The organism is Streptomyces sp. NPDC001770, assembly GCF_053596135.1.
In genome coordinates this window covers 36077-52352 of sequence record NZ_JBSFFN010000044.1, presented here as the reverse complement: position 1 = coordinate 52352, position 16276 = coordinate 36077, and the positions used below count along the sequence as shown (strand labels likewise).

The 16276-nt window shown below is 71.9% G+C and carries 13 protein-coding genes; 6 read left to right on the top strand and 7 right to left on the bottom strand.

Annotated elements, in window-relative coordinates:
• The first annotated feature begins 249 nt into the window (after nucleotides 1-249).
• The 5 genes from ACWCSV_RS30190 (at nucleotide 250) to ACWCSV_RS30170 (ending at nucleotide 6449) form a co-directional block, all read left to right on the top strand.
• Nucleotides 250-2010, top strand: a complete 1761-nt coding sequence (locus tag ACWCSV_RS30190) for a purine-cytosine permease family protein (RefSeq protein WP_451147605.1) — start codon at nucleotides 250-252, stop codon at nucleotides 2008-2010.
• 240 nt (nucleotides 2011-2250) lie between these two features.
• Nucleotides 2251-2433, top strand: a complete 183-nt coding sequence (locus tag ACWCSV_RS30185) for an SPOR domain-containing protein (RefSeq protein ID WP_451147603.1) — start codon at nucleotides 2251-2253, stop codon at nucleotides 2431-2433.
• A gap of 211 nt (nucleotides 2434-2644) precedes the next feature.
• Entirely contained in the window at nucleotides 2645-3046 is a 402-nt protein-coding gene (locus ACWCSV_RS30180) for an NUDIX hydrolase (protein WP_451147601.1), read from the top strand.
• A 177-nt stretch (nucleotides 3047-3223) separates the two neighbouring features.
• Nucleotides 3224-3664 (top strand): ATP-binding protein, encoded by a 441-nt coding sequence (locus ACWCSV_RS30175; protein WP_451147599.1) that lies wholly within the window; start codon nucleotides 3224-3226, stop codon nucleotides 3662-3664.
• A gap of 190 nt (nucleotides 3665-3854) precedes the next feature.
• Nucleotides 3855-6449, top strand: a complete 2595-nt coding sequence (locus tag ACWCSV_RS30170) for a SpoIIE family protein phosphatase (RefSeq protein ID WP_451147609.1) — start codon at nucleotides 3855-3857, stop codon at nucleotides 6447-6449.
• 73 nt (nucleotides 6450-6522) lie between these two features.
• Here the strand turns inward: ACWCSV_RS30170 and ACWCSV_RS30165 are convergent, their stop codons facing one another.
• The 6 genes from ACWCSV_RS30165 to ACWCSV_RS30140 form a co-directional block, all read right to left on the bottom strand.
• Nucleotides 6523-7236: a PspA/IM30 family protein gene (locus ACWCSV_RS30165; RefSeq protein ID WP_451147597.1), complete on the bottom strand. Its 714-nt coding sequence runs from the start codon at nucleotides 7234-7236 to the stop codon at nucleotides 6523-6525.
• 109 nt (nucleotides 7237-7345) lie between these two features.
• Nucleotides 7346-9487 (bottom strand): TPM domain-containing protein, encoded by a 2142-nt coding sequence (locus tag ACWCSV_RS30160; RefSeq protein WP_451147595.1) that lies wholly within the window; start codon nucleotides 9485-9487, stop codon nucleotides 7346-7348.
• Nucleotides 9488-10058: 571 nt separating this feature from the next.
• On the bottom strand, nucleotides 10059-11261 hold the full coding sequence (locus ACWCSV_RS30155) for a glycoside hydrolase family 1 protein (RefSeq protein WP_451147593.1): 1203 nt from the start codon (nucleotides 11259-11261) through the stop codon (nucleotides 10059-10061).
• Nucleotides 11262-11419: 158 nt separating this feature from the next.
• Nucleotides 11420-12355, bottom strand: a complete 936-nt coding sequence (locus tag ACWCSV_RS30150; protein WP_451147591.1) for a carbohydrate ABC transporter permease — start codon at nucleotides 12353-12355, stop codon at nucleotides 11420-11422.
• Nucleotides 12352-13350, bottom strand: a complete 999-nt coding sequence (locus ACWCSV_RS30145) for a carbohydrate ABC transporter permease (protein ID WP_451147589.1) — start codon at nucleotides 13348-13350, stop codon at nucleotides 12352-12354. The genes ACWCSV_RS30150 and ACWCSV_RS30145 overlap by 4 nt, the downstream gene beginning before the upstream one ends.
• A gap of 5 nt (nucleotides 13351-13355) precedes the next feature.
• Entirely contained in the window at nucleotides 13356-14603 is a 1248-nt protein-coding gene (locus tag ACWCSV_RS30140; RefSeq protein WP_451147587.1) for a sugar ABC transporter substrate-binding protein, read from the bottom strand.
• Between the two features lie 242 nt (nucleotides 14604-14845).
• Here ACWCSV_RS30140 and ACWCSV_RS30135 point away from each other — a divergent pair, with 242 nt between their 5' ends.
• Nucleotides 14846-15853 carry an acetylxylan esterase gene (locus tag ACWCSV_RS30135; RefSeq protein WP_451147585.1) on the top strand — a complete coding sequence of 336 codons (1008 nt, stop codon included), beginning with the start codon at nucleotides 14846-14848 and terminating at the stop codon, nucleotides 15851-15853.
• A gap of 27 nt (nucleotides 15854-15880) precedes the next feature.
• Here ACWCSV_RS30135 and ACWCSV_RS30130 read toward each other — a convergent pair whose 3' ends face one another.
• The gene (locus tag ACWCSV_RS30130) at nucleotides 15881-16195 is read right to left on the bottom strand and encodes a hypothetical protein (protein ID WP_451147583.1); all 315 of its coding nucleotides are present in this window, start codon (nucleotides 16193-16195) and stop codon (nucleotides 15881-15883) included.
• Nucleotides 16196-16276 lie beyond the last annotated feature (81 nt).

Below are 16276 nucleotides of genomic sequence, written 5' to 3'. Positions count from 1 at the left end.
TCCGCTCACCCGCCCCGGGCGGCCCGCGCCGGGGGGGGGGGGGGCGGGGGGGGGGGGCGGCCGGCCGACCGGTGGGCCGGCCGGGGCGCCGACCGGTGGGCGGTGCGGCGTGTCCGGGGCCGGTGACACAGACTTAACCCCCCGTCACCTGCCGTAACTCCCGGGCAACGCCCTGCGCCCGCGGCCCGTCATGTTCGGCTCCTACCTTCCGGTCCGTTGCCGCACCAACGGACCGAGGACGGGACCCTCATGACGGACATCGCACCACCCACCACGGCCGAGACCCCGCACACCTCGCCGCAGCCCCCCGAGCCGGGGGGCGTGTCCGGCTCCGGCGGACCGGCCCGCAGCTACGCGGCGCTCGCCGCCGACGAGAGCCGCGAGGACTACTCGCTGCGCTACGCCCCGCACGCGTTCCGCCGCTGGTCGCCCGGGACGGTCGCGGGCACCGCGCTCGGCGGCATCGCCTACCTCGCGGACTTCGCGATCGGCGCCTCGATCGTCTTCACCTACGGCTTCACCAGCGGCTTCGCGTCGATCCTGACCGCCGCCGCGATCATCTTCCTCACCGGCATCCCCATCGCCCGGGCCTGTGCGACGTACGGCCTGGACATGGACCTGGTCACCCGGGGCGCCGGCTTCGGCTACTTCGGCTCGACGCTCACCTCGCTCATCTACGCGTCGTTCACCTTCATCTTCTTCGCGCTCGAAGGCTCGATCATGGCGCAGGCCATGCACCAGGCGATCGGGCTGCCGGTCCAGATCGGCTATCTGCTCACCACGCTGATCGTGATCCCGATCGTCTTCCGGGGCATGGGCGCGCTCGCCAAGGTGCAGGCATGGACCCAGCCCGTCTGGATCATCGGCATGATCCTGCCGTTCCTGGTGCTCGCCTTCGAGGCCCCGGACGCCTGGGGCTCGTTCAGCTCCTTCGGCGGCACGGAGGGCGCCGGCTCGGGCTTCTCCTGGCTCGGGTTCGGGCTGGGCACCGGGGTGGCGCTCTCGCTGATCGCGCAGATCGGCGAGCAGGCGGACTACCTCCGCTTCATGCCCGCGAAGACCGAGGCCAACAAGCGCCGCTGGAACCTCGCGGTGCTCGCCGCCGGGCCCGGCTGGGTGATCATCGGTGCTGCCAAGCAGCTCGGCGGCGCCTTCCTCGCCTTCGTCGCGCTGGAGGCGGTCGGCAAGACGCACGCGCTGGAGCCGATCGCCCCCCAGATCGAGGCGCTCAAGCCCTGGCTCGGCGGGTTCGCCCTGCCGGCCGCGGCGATCTTCGTCATCGTCTCCCAGGTCAAGATCAACGTGACGAACGCCTACAGCGGCTCGCTCTCCTGGTCGAACTTCTTCTCCCGGATCACCCACCGGCACCCCGGGCGGGTCTGGTACATCTTCCTCAACCTCGCCATCGCGCTCACGCTGATGGAGATGGACATGTTCGCGGCCCTCAACAAGCTGCTGGGCTTCTACTCCAACGTCGGCATCGCCTGGATCGCCGCCGTCGCCGCCGACCTGGTCATCAACAAGCGGATCGGGCTCAGCCCGCCGTACATCGAGTTCAAGCGGGCCTACCTCTACGCGGTGAACCCGGCGGGCTTCGGGGCCATGGTGATCGCCTCGACCGTCTCGATCCTGGCATTTTTCGGCCTCTTCGGGGAGTACGCGGAGGCCTTCTCCACCTTCATCGCGGCGGGGCTCGCGGTGACGCTCTGCCCGCTGATCGCCTGGGCGACGAAGGGCAAGTACTACCTGGCCCGGCCCAATCCGGTGAACGGTCCCGAGGTGGCGGTCGAGGACATCACCGCCACCCACACCTGCGCGGTCTGCGAGACGGCCTACGAACTGCCGGACATCGCCGACTGCCCCGCGCACGCGGGCCCTGTCTGCTCGCTCTGCTGCTCGCTGGACGCCACCTGCGGCGATGTCTGCCGGAAGGCGCCGGCGGCCGGACCGGTGCTGATGCCCCTGCCCACGGTGCGGGTGGCCGGTTCCGACGGGGCGGGCCGAGGGTGATCCGGCCCGGGACGACCGGCGCCGGCGCGGCGCGGTAGGGTCCCGGTCTCCGCTCCGGGGGCGCATCCGGACGGATGCGCCCCTTGTATGGCCGGTTCCGTATCCCTTTGTGCGATTCCGCATTCGCTGAGTGAAGGTCAGGCGTACGCTCCGGCATATGCGCACAGCGATTTCCTGGGGATCGTCCTATGAGATGTGCAGACCGGTGGGGAGAGGGGCAGCATGCTCGGGAGGAGCACGATGAGTGACAGCGCAGCTGTCCTCCCGTGGCTGGTGATACGGCAGGACGTCAACGGCAGTACGTACCGGGTCGGCCGATACGCCACGCAGGAAGAGGCGCAGAAGGTCGCGGACAGGTTCGACACCCGGGAGCACCAGCAGCTCTACTGGGTGGAACGCGCGGGTGAGACCGCCCGTCCCTGACCCACGACCCGCGTCACCGGCGGCCGGGCACCCTCCCTGACCAGGGGGTGTCCGGCCGCCGTCGTACGCCCCGCCGGTGTCCTGGCCGTCCGGCGCGCACTCCCCCCGCGCCCGCGCCGGTGCGCGCCCCCGGGCTCGGAACGCGCCGCCGCGCGAAGGTAGGGTCCGGCTGACCGGCCTGACCGCCAGGCCGGGGAACGAAGGCGGAGCGATGCCGGCCCTGATCGACACGGTGGCGTGGGTACGAGTGGAGAGCGGCAGGATTCTCTGCGCGCGGTCGAAGGGGAAGGACATCTTCTACATCCCCGGCGGCAAGCGGGAAGCGGGGGAGAGCGACCTCCAGACCCTGCTGCGGGAGGTGGACGAGGAGCTCGCGGTGGCCCTCGACCCGGCGACCGTCGTGCACGCGGGGGTCTACGAAGCGCAGGCACACGGGCACGCGGACGGTGTGGTGGTGCGGATGAGCTGCTACTACGGCGACTACGAGGGCACCGTGGCGGCGAGCAACGAGATCGACGAGGTGGCCTGGTTCACCTATGCGGACCGGCCTCTCGTCGCCCCGGTCGACCAGGTGCTCTTCGACGATCTCCATGCGGCCGGTGTGCTGGCCTGAGCCGCCCCGCACCCGCCTGGGGCCGCCGCCCCCACCGCGTACCGCCTCCCGCACCGGTGCGACCCGCACCCGTGCACCCGTATGACTCATCGGTCACGATCCGTTGTGATACGTGATGAATTCCGGGTATGTCCACAGTGACCCCTCGCAGGGTGAATCCGCTGTCGGCCCCGGGAAGTGATCGGCGTGATCGATACCGAAGGCGGCAGCGCCGAGTGGTCCTTCCCGGCGGAGCCGGGATCCGTGCGGGGCGCACGGAACGCGGTCCGCGAGACGCTGCGAGCCTGGGACCTCGGTCTGCCGGTCATCGACGTCACGGTGCTGCTCGTCAGCGAGCTGGTGACCAACTCGCTCCGCCACGCCACCGGCCCCATCGGAGTGCGCCTGGTGCGGCCCGGCGACACCCCCGCCGAAGTGGCCGAGGCCTCGGTCGATGGCCACGGACTGCTGGTGGAGGTCTCCGATCCGCTTCCGGATCTTCCCACCCGCCGCCGGGCCGGCCCCGACGACGAAGGCGGCCGCGGGCTCCAGCTGGTGGCCTGTTCGGCGCGCCGCTGGGGGACACGCAAAGGAAAGAGTGGCAAGACGGTGTGGTTCGAGCTGCCTCTGTCTGGTTAGGAGTGGAGGGGGACGCACAGCGATCACCTGAGGTCGGGGCCGCCGACGAGAAGGACTGAGACCTTGCTGTGATCGTGAACGCCGTGTCGGGAGTGGCCGTAGTGCTGAATACTGCGCACAGGACCGGTCCGGTGTGTGAGCTGGAGGGGACGGTCGCGTGAGCGAGATACCTGGGACAGCGGGCGACATCGTGTGGCAGAGCAGCCCGCCTGGCTCGATATACGAGTACATCAGGGTTGCCTCCTTCTCGATCGGCCCGGACGGCCTGGTCGAGCAGTGGAGCGGAAGGGCCGCCGATCTCTTCGGCATGGGCCCGCACGAGGTGATCGGGCGCGATCCCGTGGAGGCGTTCATGCCTTCCGAGCTGCGCCGGGGCGGGCACCGGCGGATCCGCGAGATCCTGGACGGCAAGGAGTGGACGGGCCTCGTCCCCTTCCGGATACCGGGGGAGCGGGACGTCCGCGGGCTCGCCGAGGTCTACGTCATGCCCAGCGTGACCGCGGCCGGGGAGCGGGCCGCCCTCTGCATCGTGGTGGACGTCCGGGCGCTCCGCGGCATCGAGACGGACCTCGCCGCCTCGCAGGCAATTTTCGGCCAATCCCCCTTCGGGTTCGTCCTGTTCGGCAAGGACCTTTCGGTGGTGCGTGCGAACGAACGATTCGCCGACGTCTTCGGCGGCATGGCCGCCGACCACCGGGGGCGCAGGGCCGAGGACTATCTGACCCGCCCCGAGGCGGACCGGCTGACGGAGACCCTGAGAAGAGTCCTGGCGACCGGTGAGTCCGTCACCGACCTCCGGCTCATCGGCACGGTCCCCGGCGACACCGACCGCCGCCACTGGTCGATGAACCTCTACCGGGTGCACAGCGGATCGGGACGGCCGACCGGGGTCGCCGGACTCGCCACCGACGTCACCAGCCGCCACATCGCCGCACGCGAGGCGGCCAGCGCCCGGCGCAACCTCCGGCTGCTGAACGAGGCCAGCGCCCGCATCGGCAACTCCCTCGACCTGGAGACCACCGCCCGCGAGCTGCTGGACGTCGCCGTCCCCGGCTTCTGCGACCTCGCCACCGTCGACCTCTTCCCCGCCGTGCTCACCGGCGCCGAGGCCCCGTCCGCCGGCGGCCCCGCGCCGGAGCCCGGGGCCCCCTCACCGGAGCTGCGCCGGGTCGCCCAGGCCAGCGCGGTCTCCGACGCCCGCCCCCGCGTCCCCGCACCGCCGGGCGCCCCGGTGCCGTCCGCGCGGTCCGGCGAGCACCCCGCCGACGCGGGAGCCGGGCCGGAGACGGGGGAGCCCGTCCTCGGAGCCGTGCACCGCTACCCGCACGCCTCCGCCTGCGCCACCGCCCTGCGGACCGGCCGCGTCCACGAGGCGCCCGGCGACGGCCTCGGGTTCGTCCGGTCCACGCTGGCGGTGCCGATGGTCGCCCACGACACCGTGGTGGGGCTCGTCCGCTTCTCCCGCACGAAGGGCAGCGAGCCCTTCGGCGAACGCGACCGGGACCTGGCCGGTGAACTCGCCGCCCGCGCCGCCGTCTGCATCGACAACGCCCGCCTCTACCGGCGCGAGCACGAACGCGCGCTGCTCCTCCAGCGCAGCCTGCTCCCGCCCGGCGCCCCCGAGGCGGCGGGCCTGGACATCGCCTGCCGCTACCTCCCCGGCAACGCGGCCACCGAGGTCGGCGGCGACTGGTTCGACGTCATCGAACTGCCCGGCCACCGCACCGCGCTCGTCGTCGGCGACGTCATGGGGCGCGGGCTGCGCGCCGCCGTCGCCATGGGCGAACTCCGCACCGCCGTACGGACGCTCGCCCTGCTGGACCTGGAACCCGCCGAGGTGCTCTCCGCGCTGGACGAGGTCGCCCGCGGCCTCGGCACCCCCGGCGGCGGCGACCGGCCCGAGGGCGGGGGCACCCAGTGGCCCTCGCGCGCCCTCCAGAAGTCCCGTGAGGCGGACCTCTCCGAGGTGTACCTCGCGACCTGCGTCTACGCGGTCTACGACCCGGTCACCCGGCGCTGCACCTTCGCCAACGCCGGCCACCTGCCCCCGGCCGTCGTCGAGCCCGGCCAGGCGGCCCGGCTCCTCGACGTACCGCCGGGGATGCCTCTCGGCGTCGGCGGCGAGCCCTTCGAGGAGGTGGAGGTCGAACTCGCCGAGGGCGCCCTGCTCACCCTCTACACCGACGGTCTCGTGGAGTCGCGCGGCCACCCGCTCGACGAGGGCCTCGAAGTGCTCCGTACCGCCCTCACCGGGCCGCGGATGCGGCTGGAGGCCGCCTGCGACCACGTACTGGCCGCCCTCGACACCCGGCACGGCGAGGACGACATCGCGCTGCTGATGGCCCGCATCCAGGGGCTGCCCGAGGAAGCGGTCGGTGACTGGACGCTGCCCCGGGAGCCTCGCTCGGTCGGCCGGGCCCGCGAACTCGCCCGCCGGCGGCTGACCGAGTGGAACCTGGACGACCTGGTGGACACCACCGAACTCCTGGTCAGCGAACTCGTCACCAACGCCCTGCGGTACGGCGAGGGCGAGATCCGGCTCCGGCTGCTGCGCGACCGCACCCTGGTGTGCGAGGTGTGGGACGCGGGGCTGATCCAGCCGCGCCGCCGCCGCGCCCGCGACACCGACGAGGGCGGCCGGGGGCTGCAACTCGTCGGGCTGCTCAGCGCGGCCTGGGGATCGCGGCGCACCCCGCGCGGCAAGACCGTCTGGTTCGAACTCGCCCTGCCGGACGGACAGCCGGCCGCCGAGCTCACGGTCGACCAGCTGCTCAGCATGTACTGAGCACGTACTGACACGATCCACGCGGGGGACGAAAGGGGTGGGGCGGACAGGACCGCCCCACCCCTTCCCCCGCTCAGGACGGGGACTTCAGCGCGGCGAGCCGCGCCTCGACCTCCGCGCTGTCGCCCATGGTGTCCAGCTGCTCGAACTGCGCGTCGAGCGAGGAGGCGGCCAGCTCCTGCTTGCCCACCGCCCTCGCCTCCTCGCGCCGCACCTTCTCCTCGAAGCGGTTCAGCTCACTGGTCGGGTCGAGCACGTCGATCGACTTCACCGCGTCCATCATCCGGTTCTGGGCCTGGGCGGACTTGGCGCGGGCCACCAGCTCGTCCCGCTTCGCCTTCAACTCGCCCAGCTTGGCCTTCATCTGGCCGAGCCCCGACTTGAGCTTCTCCACCACCTCGGTCTGCGAGGCGATCGTCGGCTCGGCCGTCCGCGCCTCCTTCTCCGACTGGAGCTGGCGGCCCAGCGCGACCTTGGCGAGGTTGTCGAACTTGTCCGCCTCCGCCGCCGAGCCCGAGGTCCGCAGCTCGTCCGCCTTGCGGCTGGCCGCGAGCGCCTTTCCGCCCCACTCCTTCGCCGCCGCCACGTCCTCCGCGTGGTCCTGCTCCATCAGCCGCAGGTTGCCGATGGTGGCGGCGACCGCCTGCTCGGCCTCCGCGATGTTGTTGGTGTAGTCGCGGATCAGCTGGTCCAGCATCTTCTGCGGGTCCTCGGCCTGATCGATGAGCGCGTTGATGTTGGCCTTCGCGAGCTGGGTGACACGGCCGAGAATCGTCTGCTTCGACACGAGGGGCTCCTCTCCTGGAGTGGGGGACGGTTCGCCTGGGGCGGACATGCGGGGGGGGTACGGGACGGGACGTACGGGGCCCGGGGTGCCGCGCACCCCGGTCGCCCGGTCAGAAGCGGCCACCACCGCCTCTGCGGCCCCGCGTACCCCCGCCGCCGAAGCTGCCGGGCCCCGCGCCGCCGAAGCCGCCCCCGCCGAACCCGCCGCCCCCGCCGAAGCCCCCGCCGAATCCGCGGCCACCGCCCCGCCCGCCGCCACCGAGGAGTCCGCCGAGGAGGATGCCGCCCAGCACGGCCCCGCCCATCCCGCCGCCCCCGCCCCGCGTCCCTCCCGGACCGGAACGGCCGTCGAAGGCGCGTACGTCCTGCTCGGCCAGCGCCTGGGCCTGCCCGGCCAGCGCGTCGGCCCGCTGCGCCTCGGCGAGCGCGCGCTGCGGATCGCCACCCGCCGCGAGCTGCCCGGCCTGCTCCGCGTGGCGCTGGGCCTCCGCGAGCCGGGTACGGGCCTGGCTGCCGACCGCGCCCCGGTGCGTGGTGATGTAGTCGGCGGCGGCCGAGATCGCCGAGCGGGCGGAGAGCATCGCCTGGTCCAGCAGCGGGCGGGCCCGGGTGTTGCCCTGGTCGCGCTCGCGCGCTCCGGCCAGCGACTCGTCCAGCGCCGCGTCCGCCTCCTCCAGCCGGCGCAGCGCGTCGATGGGGTCGTACGGTCCGCCCGCCACCTCGCCCCGTACATCCGCCAGCACCGCCTCCGCCCGGCCGATCCGCCCCTGGAGGTCGGCCGTGGAGATGCCCTGCGCGGTGCCCCGCAGCAGCCCGTGCGCGTCCGCGAGGTCCGTCTCCATCTCGGTGAGCGCGGCGGGGATGCGGGACGCGGCCTCGGCGAGCTCGGCGGCCCGCCGCTCCACGGCGTCCACCAGGGTGGCGGCCTGGCGCACCGCGCTCTCCGCCGCGCGTACGAACACGGCGGCACGGGAGTTGTCGCCGCCGTCCACCGCCTGCCGGGCCTGGTTGAGGGACGAGGTGGCGAAGACCAGGCGCTCCTTCGCCTGTTCGACGTCGTCCGCGACGGGGGCGGCGGCCGAGGGTGCGTAGTGCGTGCGCATCGCGTCCAGCGCCGAACCCGCCGCGGCCGTACGCCCCGCGAGGGCGCGGAAGGTCGCCTCCACATCCGACAGCGCCCGCGGGGCGTTCTGCTCCAGGTCCCGCAGCCGGTCGAAGTCGGCCGACACCGCGTCGAGTTGCTCGTCCGCGGCGGTACAGCGGCTGATGATCTCCTCCAGCATCCGGCGCTGGGTCGGCTCGTCCTCCGGGATCGCGTCGTCGAGCTGCTGGCGCAGCCGGAACGAAGCGGTCAGCTCGCTCTTGGCACGTGTCACCGCCGCCGCGAACGGCGCCGCCGCCTCCTCGCCGAACTGGGCCGACGCGAAGCCCAGTTCCTCCTCGCTGGTGCGTACCGCGTCGTCCGTGTCCACCAGCAGCTCCTTGGCGCGGGCGTCCAGCTCGGGCAGCGGGGTGGGCGGTTCGCCTGCCGCCGCTCCGGGCGCCGCGGTGCCCCAGCCGGTGGCGGCCGGCGTCGTACGGGTCTTCGCCCGACGCTTGCGCCGGGCGAAGGCGTACGCCGCGACCGCGACGACCGCGACCAGCAGGACCGCCGGGAGCAGGAAGTCACCGGCGTCGGTGCCGCCCGAACCGCTCGACCCGGGATCGGCCGGGCCGGGGGAGAGGGAGGGCGAGGGCACCGGCTGCCCCGCGAGCACGGCCGCGTAACCGTCCGCCGCGCCGATCGCCGCTCCCGCCCAGTCGTTCACCCGCAGCGCCGGCACGATGGCGGTGCTCGCCACGTCCCTCAGCTCCGCGTCGGTGAGCCGGGACGCCTCGTCCACGGAGTACGCGTACTGCCGGTCGTGGGTGGCGACGGCCAGCAGCACGTCGTCCTGGCCCAGACCGTTGCGGGTGGCGGTCTCGTCTGCCCAGCTCTGCGAGGAGCGGCCGGAGAAGTCGCGTACGTACACGACGAAGAGCTGCACCCGCCGCTCGTCGAAGAGCGAGTCCAGCGCCGTCTCCACCTCCCCGGTACGGTCCCCGAGCGCCCCGGTCCGGTCGGTGATCTGCCCGTCCCTGGAGAGCGTGACGGGGTTGTCGGCCCACGCCGGAGCGGCGGTCCCGGCGGCCAGCCAGCAGGCCGCGAACAGCACGCCGAGCAGGGCCCGGCAGGGTCGGGAGCTGCGGATACGGGTCGCGGGAGGCGTCACATCTGGGAGGCTATGGCCACCTTTGTCACCCCGCGACCCGAGCATCCGGCGGGGGCGCCGGGCACGGGAGGGAGGCGGTCCGATCGGGGACGGGGCGGCGGACGAGTACCTGGCGTACGTGACGTACCCGGTGAGTGGCGTCATCCTGGTGGGAAGCCGGAGCGGGGCGAGATGTCCCGCAGTGCACTACGAGAGCCACACGGAAGCGCGCACGCACGTCGAGGATCTCCTCGATGCGACGGGCGAGGGCCGGGTGGCTCCGCCGGTACTGGGCCGAGGGGCCCTGGGCGCAGGAGGGCAGGGCCCTCTGCTGGGCCTGGGCCTGGCACGGGGGGACCGTGGCAGGCGGGCGCCTGCCCGTACCGCACCGGCCGCCGCGTGCTCGGGCAACCCCGGTGGCGCGTGGCGGACATGCCGACGGCGCGGCCGGAGTGTGGGCTTCGGCCGCGCCGGGGCGTGGGTCGGTGGAGGCCGGCGGCGGGTCAGGACCGCCGTCCGCACCGGGTGGGGAGCCGGTCAGGAACTCCCCCGTTCAGGGGCCGCGGCGGACACCGGGTCGCCGCGGCGGTGATCAGCCCGCGAGGCGCGGGAGTTCGCGGGTGCGGCCGAGCGAGCCCAGCCACTTCGCGGAGTCGCGGGCGGTGCGCTCGAAGGTCTCCAGGTTCACGGCGATCAGGCCGAAGGTCGGCTTGAACGAGCCCCACTCGTAGTTGTCGAGCGCGCTCCACGCCAGGTAGCCCTGGATGTTGAGCCTGTCCTCCAGGGCGGAGGCGACCTCGTTCAGCGCACCGGCGTAGTAGTCGGCGCGGCGGCTGTCGTCGTCGGTGGCGATGCCGTTCTCGGTCACGATCAACGCGACCTCGGGACCGACCAGCTCGGCGGTGTGACGCAGCGCGTGGCCGACCGCGGAGGGGTAGTACTCCCACTGCGTGAGGGTGCGCTCGACGTCGGCGGGCGCCGGGATCGGGCCGTCGGCGCCGATCTTCGTACGGGTGTAGGACTGCACGCCGATCCAGTCGTCGCCGCGGGACGCCTCGATGAAGACGTCCTCGCGCGGCTGGCGGTAGGCGGCGGTGACCTCTTCGGCGCCGGGCTGGGCCTGGTAGACCTGGTTGGCGACGGACCAGCCGACCTTGATCGACGGGTCGATCGCGCGGACCTCCTTCACGGCCGCGTGGTGCGCGGCGATGACGGCGACGGTGGTGTCCTCGTCGGGGAAGGGCAGACCGGCCGGCGGGAAGCCGATCTCGCCGCGCTTGGCGAGGCCCGCCATCACGGCGATCATGTTCGGCTCGTTGATGGTGCAGACGTGGCTGACGTCCGCGGCGATGACCGGGGCGCAGGCGGAGACGTACCGGGCGAACAGCTCGACGGCACCCTCGGCGGTCCAGCCGCCGCGCGCCTCGAACCACTGCGGCACGGTGAAGTGGTGCAGGGTGATCATCGGGCGCAGGCCGCGGGCGACGGCACCTTCCACCATGCGGCGGTAGTGCGCCAGTTCGGCGCGGGAGAAGTGGCCCTCGGCCGGCTCGATGCGCGCCCACTCGATGGAGAACCGGTAGTCGGTGAACCCGAGGGAGGCCAGCAGGTCCATGTCCTCGTCCCAGCGGTGGTAGCTGTCGCACGCGTCGAGGCTGGGCTCCTGGATGTTGGTGCCGGCGGAGTGCTCCTTGACCCACCAGTCGCTGTTGGTGTTGTTGCCCTCGATCTGGTGGGCGGCGGTGGAGGCGCCCCACAGGAAGCCTTCGGGGAACTGGACCGGGGTGTGCGTCATCGCGGAGTGTCTTTCTGGTGCGTGAGGGGGCGGGCTCGCGGCTCTCCGTGCGCGGCCCGTGCGGGGTGGTGCGGGTGATGCTTGGTCGTGCGGGTGTCAGGGGGGGGTGGTCCGCGCCGACGGGGCGCGGACCGGGGCGGCCGGCTGTGCGGGCGGCCCTACTTCATGCCGGCGGTGGCGATGCCCTGGGTGAAGTGGCGCTGCAGGGCGATGAAGAGGATCAGCACCGGCAGGACGACGAGGAAGGCACCGGCCATCAGCACGCCGTTCGATCCGCCGGCCTTGTTCGGGTCGGTGGCGAAGGTCGCGAGCGCGACCGGCAGCGTGTACTTGTCCGGGTCGTTGGTCGCGATCAGCGGCCAGACGAAGTTGTTCCAGGAACCGAGGAAGGTGAAGATCGACAGGGTCGCGAGGGCGGGCTTCACCAGCGGCATCACGATCCGCCAGAAGATGTACCACTCGCCGGCGCCGTCCATCCGGGCCGCTTCCAGCAGCTCGTCCGGGATCGACTGCATGAACTGCCGCATCAGGAAGACCCCGAAGGCACCCGCCGCGAACGGCAGGACCAGACCGGCGTACGAGTCGATCAGGCCGAGCTTGCTCATCAGGACGAAGAGCGGCAGCAGCATCAGGTTGCCGGGCACCATCAGTGCGCCCAGCACCAGGCCGAAGATCTTGTTCTGGCCGGCGAACTTCAGCTTGGCCAGCGCGTAGCCGAGCATCGAGCAGAACACCAGATTGCAGACGGTGACCAGCACCGCCACGATCACGGAGTTCATGAAGTAGAGCGGCAGGTCCAGCTTGTCGAGCAGTTCGCGGAAGTTGTCCAGCGTCCAGGTCGACGGAATCCAGACCGGCGGGCTGGCCGAGAGGTCGGACGTGGTCTTGAAGGACGAGAGCGCCATCCAGAGGAACGGCGCGGACATGACCAGCAGTCCGACCGAGAGCAGCACGTAGACGAGGACGCGGCCGGGACGGAAGCCCGAGCGAGGCTTCGCCGCCTGCGGCGAGGAGCCGCTGGAACCGGGGCCCTGCGACTGGCGCTTCTTCGACGGCGCCGTCCGCAGCGTGCCGGGTGCGTTGGTGGCGCTCATTTGGTGTTGTCCTTCAGCAGTCGGAGCTGGAGCACCGTGATGGCCATGATCACCACGAACAGGACGTACGCCATGGCGCTGGCGTAACCCATGTGGAAGAAGTTGAAGCCTTCGCGGTACATGTTCAGCGAGACGGTGAGGGTCGAGTCGGAGGGCCCGCCCTGGGTCATCACGAACGGCTCCTCGAAGACGTTGAGGTAGCCGATGGTGGTGATGACCGTGGCGTAGAGCATCGTCGGCCGCAGCAGCGGGACGGTGATGCCCTTGAACTCCGCCCAGACTCCGGCGCCGTCGAGGCGCGCGGCCTCCCGGACCTCGGTCGGGATGGCCTGGAGGCCGGCGATGAAGAGCACCATGACCGTACCGACGTTCCGCCAGACCGCCATGGCGATCATCGACGGCATGGCGAGCGCCTCGGACCCGAGGAAGTCCGGCCCGGTCAGGCCGACTTCGGAGAACAGGCCCGAGATCAGGCCGTCGCTCGGGTCGAGCACGAACCGCCACACCACGGCGACCGCGACGATGGTGGTGACCACCGGGGCGTAGAAGCCCACCCGGAAGAACGTCCGGGCGCGGTCGATGCCGTTGTTCAGCAGTACGGCGACGACCAGGCCGATTCCGATGGTCAGCGGCACGCCGACGACCACGAAGTACCCGGTGTTGAGCAGCGACCGCAGGAACTTGTCGTCACCGAAGAGGTTGGCGTAGTTCTCGAAGCCGATGAAGTTCGCGTCCAGCGGGTGCGTCACGTTGCGCAGCCCGAAGTCGGTGAAGCTCATCACCAGGGTGGCGAGGATCGGGAAGGCCATGAAGACGAGGAACAGGACGAGGAACGGGGTGGAGAAGAGCCAGCCCGCCGCGTTCTGCCTCCCCAGCGGCTTCCTGCGAACCTGACGGCCCTGCGATGCGCCGGGCCCGGCGGCGGGCGACTTCGCGGTCGCCCGCCCCTGCGGTCCCTTGGCCGTCTGCGCGGCCTTTCCGGTCACGGTGCTCATGGCTCCTACTTCACGAGGCTTTCGATCTGGGACTGCGCGGTCTTCAGCGCGTCCTCGGCCGATGCCTTGCCCTGGGTCACCTTGGCGATCGCCTGGTCGACCTTGTCGGTGATCTCCGTCAGGTTCGAGAGGGTCGGGGACGCCTTGGCGGTGTCCATCTGCTTCTTGAAGACCTGGAGGTCGGCGTCGTCGGCGAGGGTGCCCGAGGTCCACGCGTTGGTGTTCGCGGGGAGGTCCTTGGTGCGCTTGTACCAGTCGGCCTGGCCCTCGGTGCCGGTCAGGTACTTGATGAACTCGGTGGCCGCGGCCTTGTGCTCGCTGTCCTTGGAGATCACCAGGGAGGAGCCGCCCGCCATCGAGGTGGAGGACGCGTCGGCCGGCACGTTCGCCACGGCCCACTTGCCCTTCAGCTGCGGCTGGCCCTCGTCGAGGAGGGTCACGTGCCACGGACCGCCGAAGAACATCGGGACGCGGCCGTTGCCGAAGTCCTTCACCACGTCGTAGCCGGGCTGCACCGACTTGTTGGAGAGGCCCTTGTCGAAGTAGGAGCCGTACTCCTTCAGCGCCTTGACGGCGGCGGGGCTGTCGATGACGGCCTTGCCCTTGTCGTCGAGGATCGAGCCGCCGGCCGAGTACAGGAACGGGTAGAAGTTCTGCACCGTGTCCAGGCCGCTGGGCTGGATGGAGAGGCCCCACTTGGTGCCCGCGTCCTTCTGGTACGCGGTGGCGAGGGCCTGCATCTCCTTCCAGGTGGTCGGAGCCTTGGTGATGCCGACCTTCTTCGCCAGGTCGGTGCGGTAGTAGAGGACACGGGTGTCGACGTACCACGGCACGCCGTAGGCGGTGCCGTCCACCTCGCCCTGGCTCCAGCCCGACGGGAAGTAGTCCTTCTCGTCGAAGGTCTTGGTGTCGACCGGCTCCAGCACACCGAGGTCGGAGAACTCGCCCATGTAACTGCCGCCCATCTGGGCCACGTCCGGCATGGTGCCGGCGGCAGCGGCGGAGACCAGCTTCTGGTGGGCGACGTCCCAGCCGACCGGAGTCACCTTCACCGTGACGTTCGGGTGGGCCTTCTCGTAGACCTTGGCGACGTCGGCGAGCTTCTCGCCCTCGGCACCCATGGCCCAGACGGTCAGCGTCTGCTTCTTGTCGGCGGCGACGGAGTCGCCACCCGAACCGCCGCAGGCGGTAATGCCGAAGGCGAGAGCGGCCGCTATCCCGGCGGAGACGGTGATTCTGGCGGTGCGGGGCATGGAGGGCTCCTCCTTGAGCAATCCGAATGTATGCGCTGCCTGTAAGCGCATACATCACTTTGCGACACACGTTCAGAAATCCGCAAGGGGGTTCTGCGTCACATTCCAGCAAAGTCCCGGACATGCGGAAGGTGCCTTTGGAACGGTAAGTGCCGTGTATGTGAAAGATGAACTCATGTGACCGATTCGTCAGGCTTGAGGGGGAGTCCGGCCCGGCCGGAGGGGTGGTTACTGTCGTGCGTATGTCCTCACTTGCCCACGCGTTCCCCTTCGATCCACGCCACGGCCACACCCGCGACAGCCTGTTGGGCGTCCCCGCTCCCGCCGCCCCCGAGGACTTCGAGGCGTTCTGGCGCGGCCGGTACGAGGAAGCCCTGGCGGTCGACACCGCGCCGGAGCTCGGCCCGGTGGAGGAGGAGCGGGACGGAGTACGCGTCCACGGGGTGACGTACACCTCGGTCGGCGGGGTACGGCTGGGCGGCTGGGTCGCCCTCCCGGACGCCACGTCCCTGACCGGAGGCGGGGGTGCCGCCCGGTACGGCTTCGTCGTCGGACACGGGTACGGCGGGCGCGACCGGCCCGGCCCCGACCTGCCGCTCCCGCTGCCCGGGGCGGCGGCGATCCTGCCCTGCGTACGCGGGATGGGCACCCGGGGGCGCGTCCCCGGTATCCCGGACACCGCGGACGCGCACGTCCTCACCGGCATCGGCGCACGTGACACGTACGTCATCGGCGGGTGCGTGGCCGACCTCTGGTGCGCCGCCTCCGCGCTGCTCACGCTCGTCCCGGAACTGGCGTTGCCGGGAGCGCCGCGCCTCGGCTACCTCGGGGAGAGCTTCGGCGGCGGGCTCGGCGCCCTCGCGCTGCCCTGGGACGCGCGGTTCGGCGCCGTCCAGCTCACCGTGCCGACCTTCGGCAACCACCCGCTGCGCCTCACGCTGCCGTGCACCGGGAGCGGCGAGGCGGTCCGCGCCCACCACCGGGAACACCCCGAAGTCACCGGGGTGCTGGCCTACTTCGACGCGGCGACGGCCGCCACCCGGCTGACCCTGCCGACGCTGGTCGCGGCGGCCCTGTTCGACCCCGCCGTACCGCCGCCGGGCCAGTTCGCCGTGTACAACGCGCTGGCCGGGGCGCGGGAGCTCCGGGTGCTGACCGCGGGGCACTTCGCGTACCGGGGGATCGCGGAGGAGGTCCGGGAACTGCGCGCGCACCGGGAACGGTTCTTCGGCGAGCACCTCGGGGGGTGAGGCGCGGCCGGCGCGTGAAGGTGTGCGTCAGCGGCCCCGGCGGGCACCGCCCGCGCGCTGGCTGATGCCCATCAGCACCAGTCCGGCCAGCAGGGTCAGGCTCCAGACCGGGTAGGCCGACGGGAGGGCCCTGGAGGTGCCACCCGTGAGCAGCAGGAAAATGCCCTGTGCGAGCAGGGAGAAGGCCACCACCGTCTGGCCCCAGCCGAAGAGGCGGACGTTGCGGACCCGTCCCCGGTTGAAGGGCAGCACCCAGCCGCGCGCGACCGCCGCGATGCCGGAAGCGCCGAAGGCCAGGGCGAGCACGACGAGTGGTAGGCCCAGGCAGAGCCGCACGGTCACCCCCGGTGTGTGCCGGGCCCGCGCCCGGACGACAGCGTGATCATGGCAGCCGCCCCGTCACCCGTCCACCGTTTTCACGCC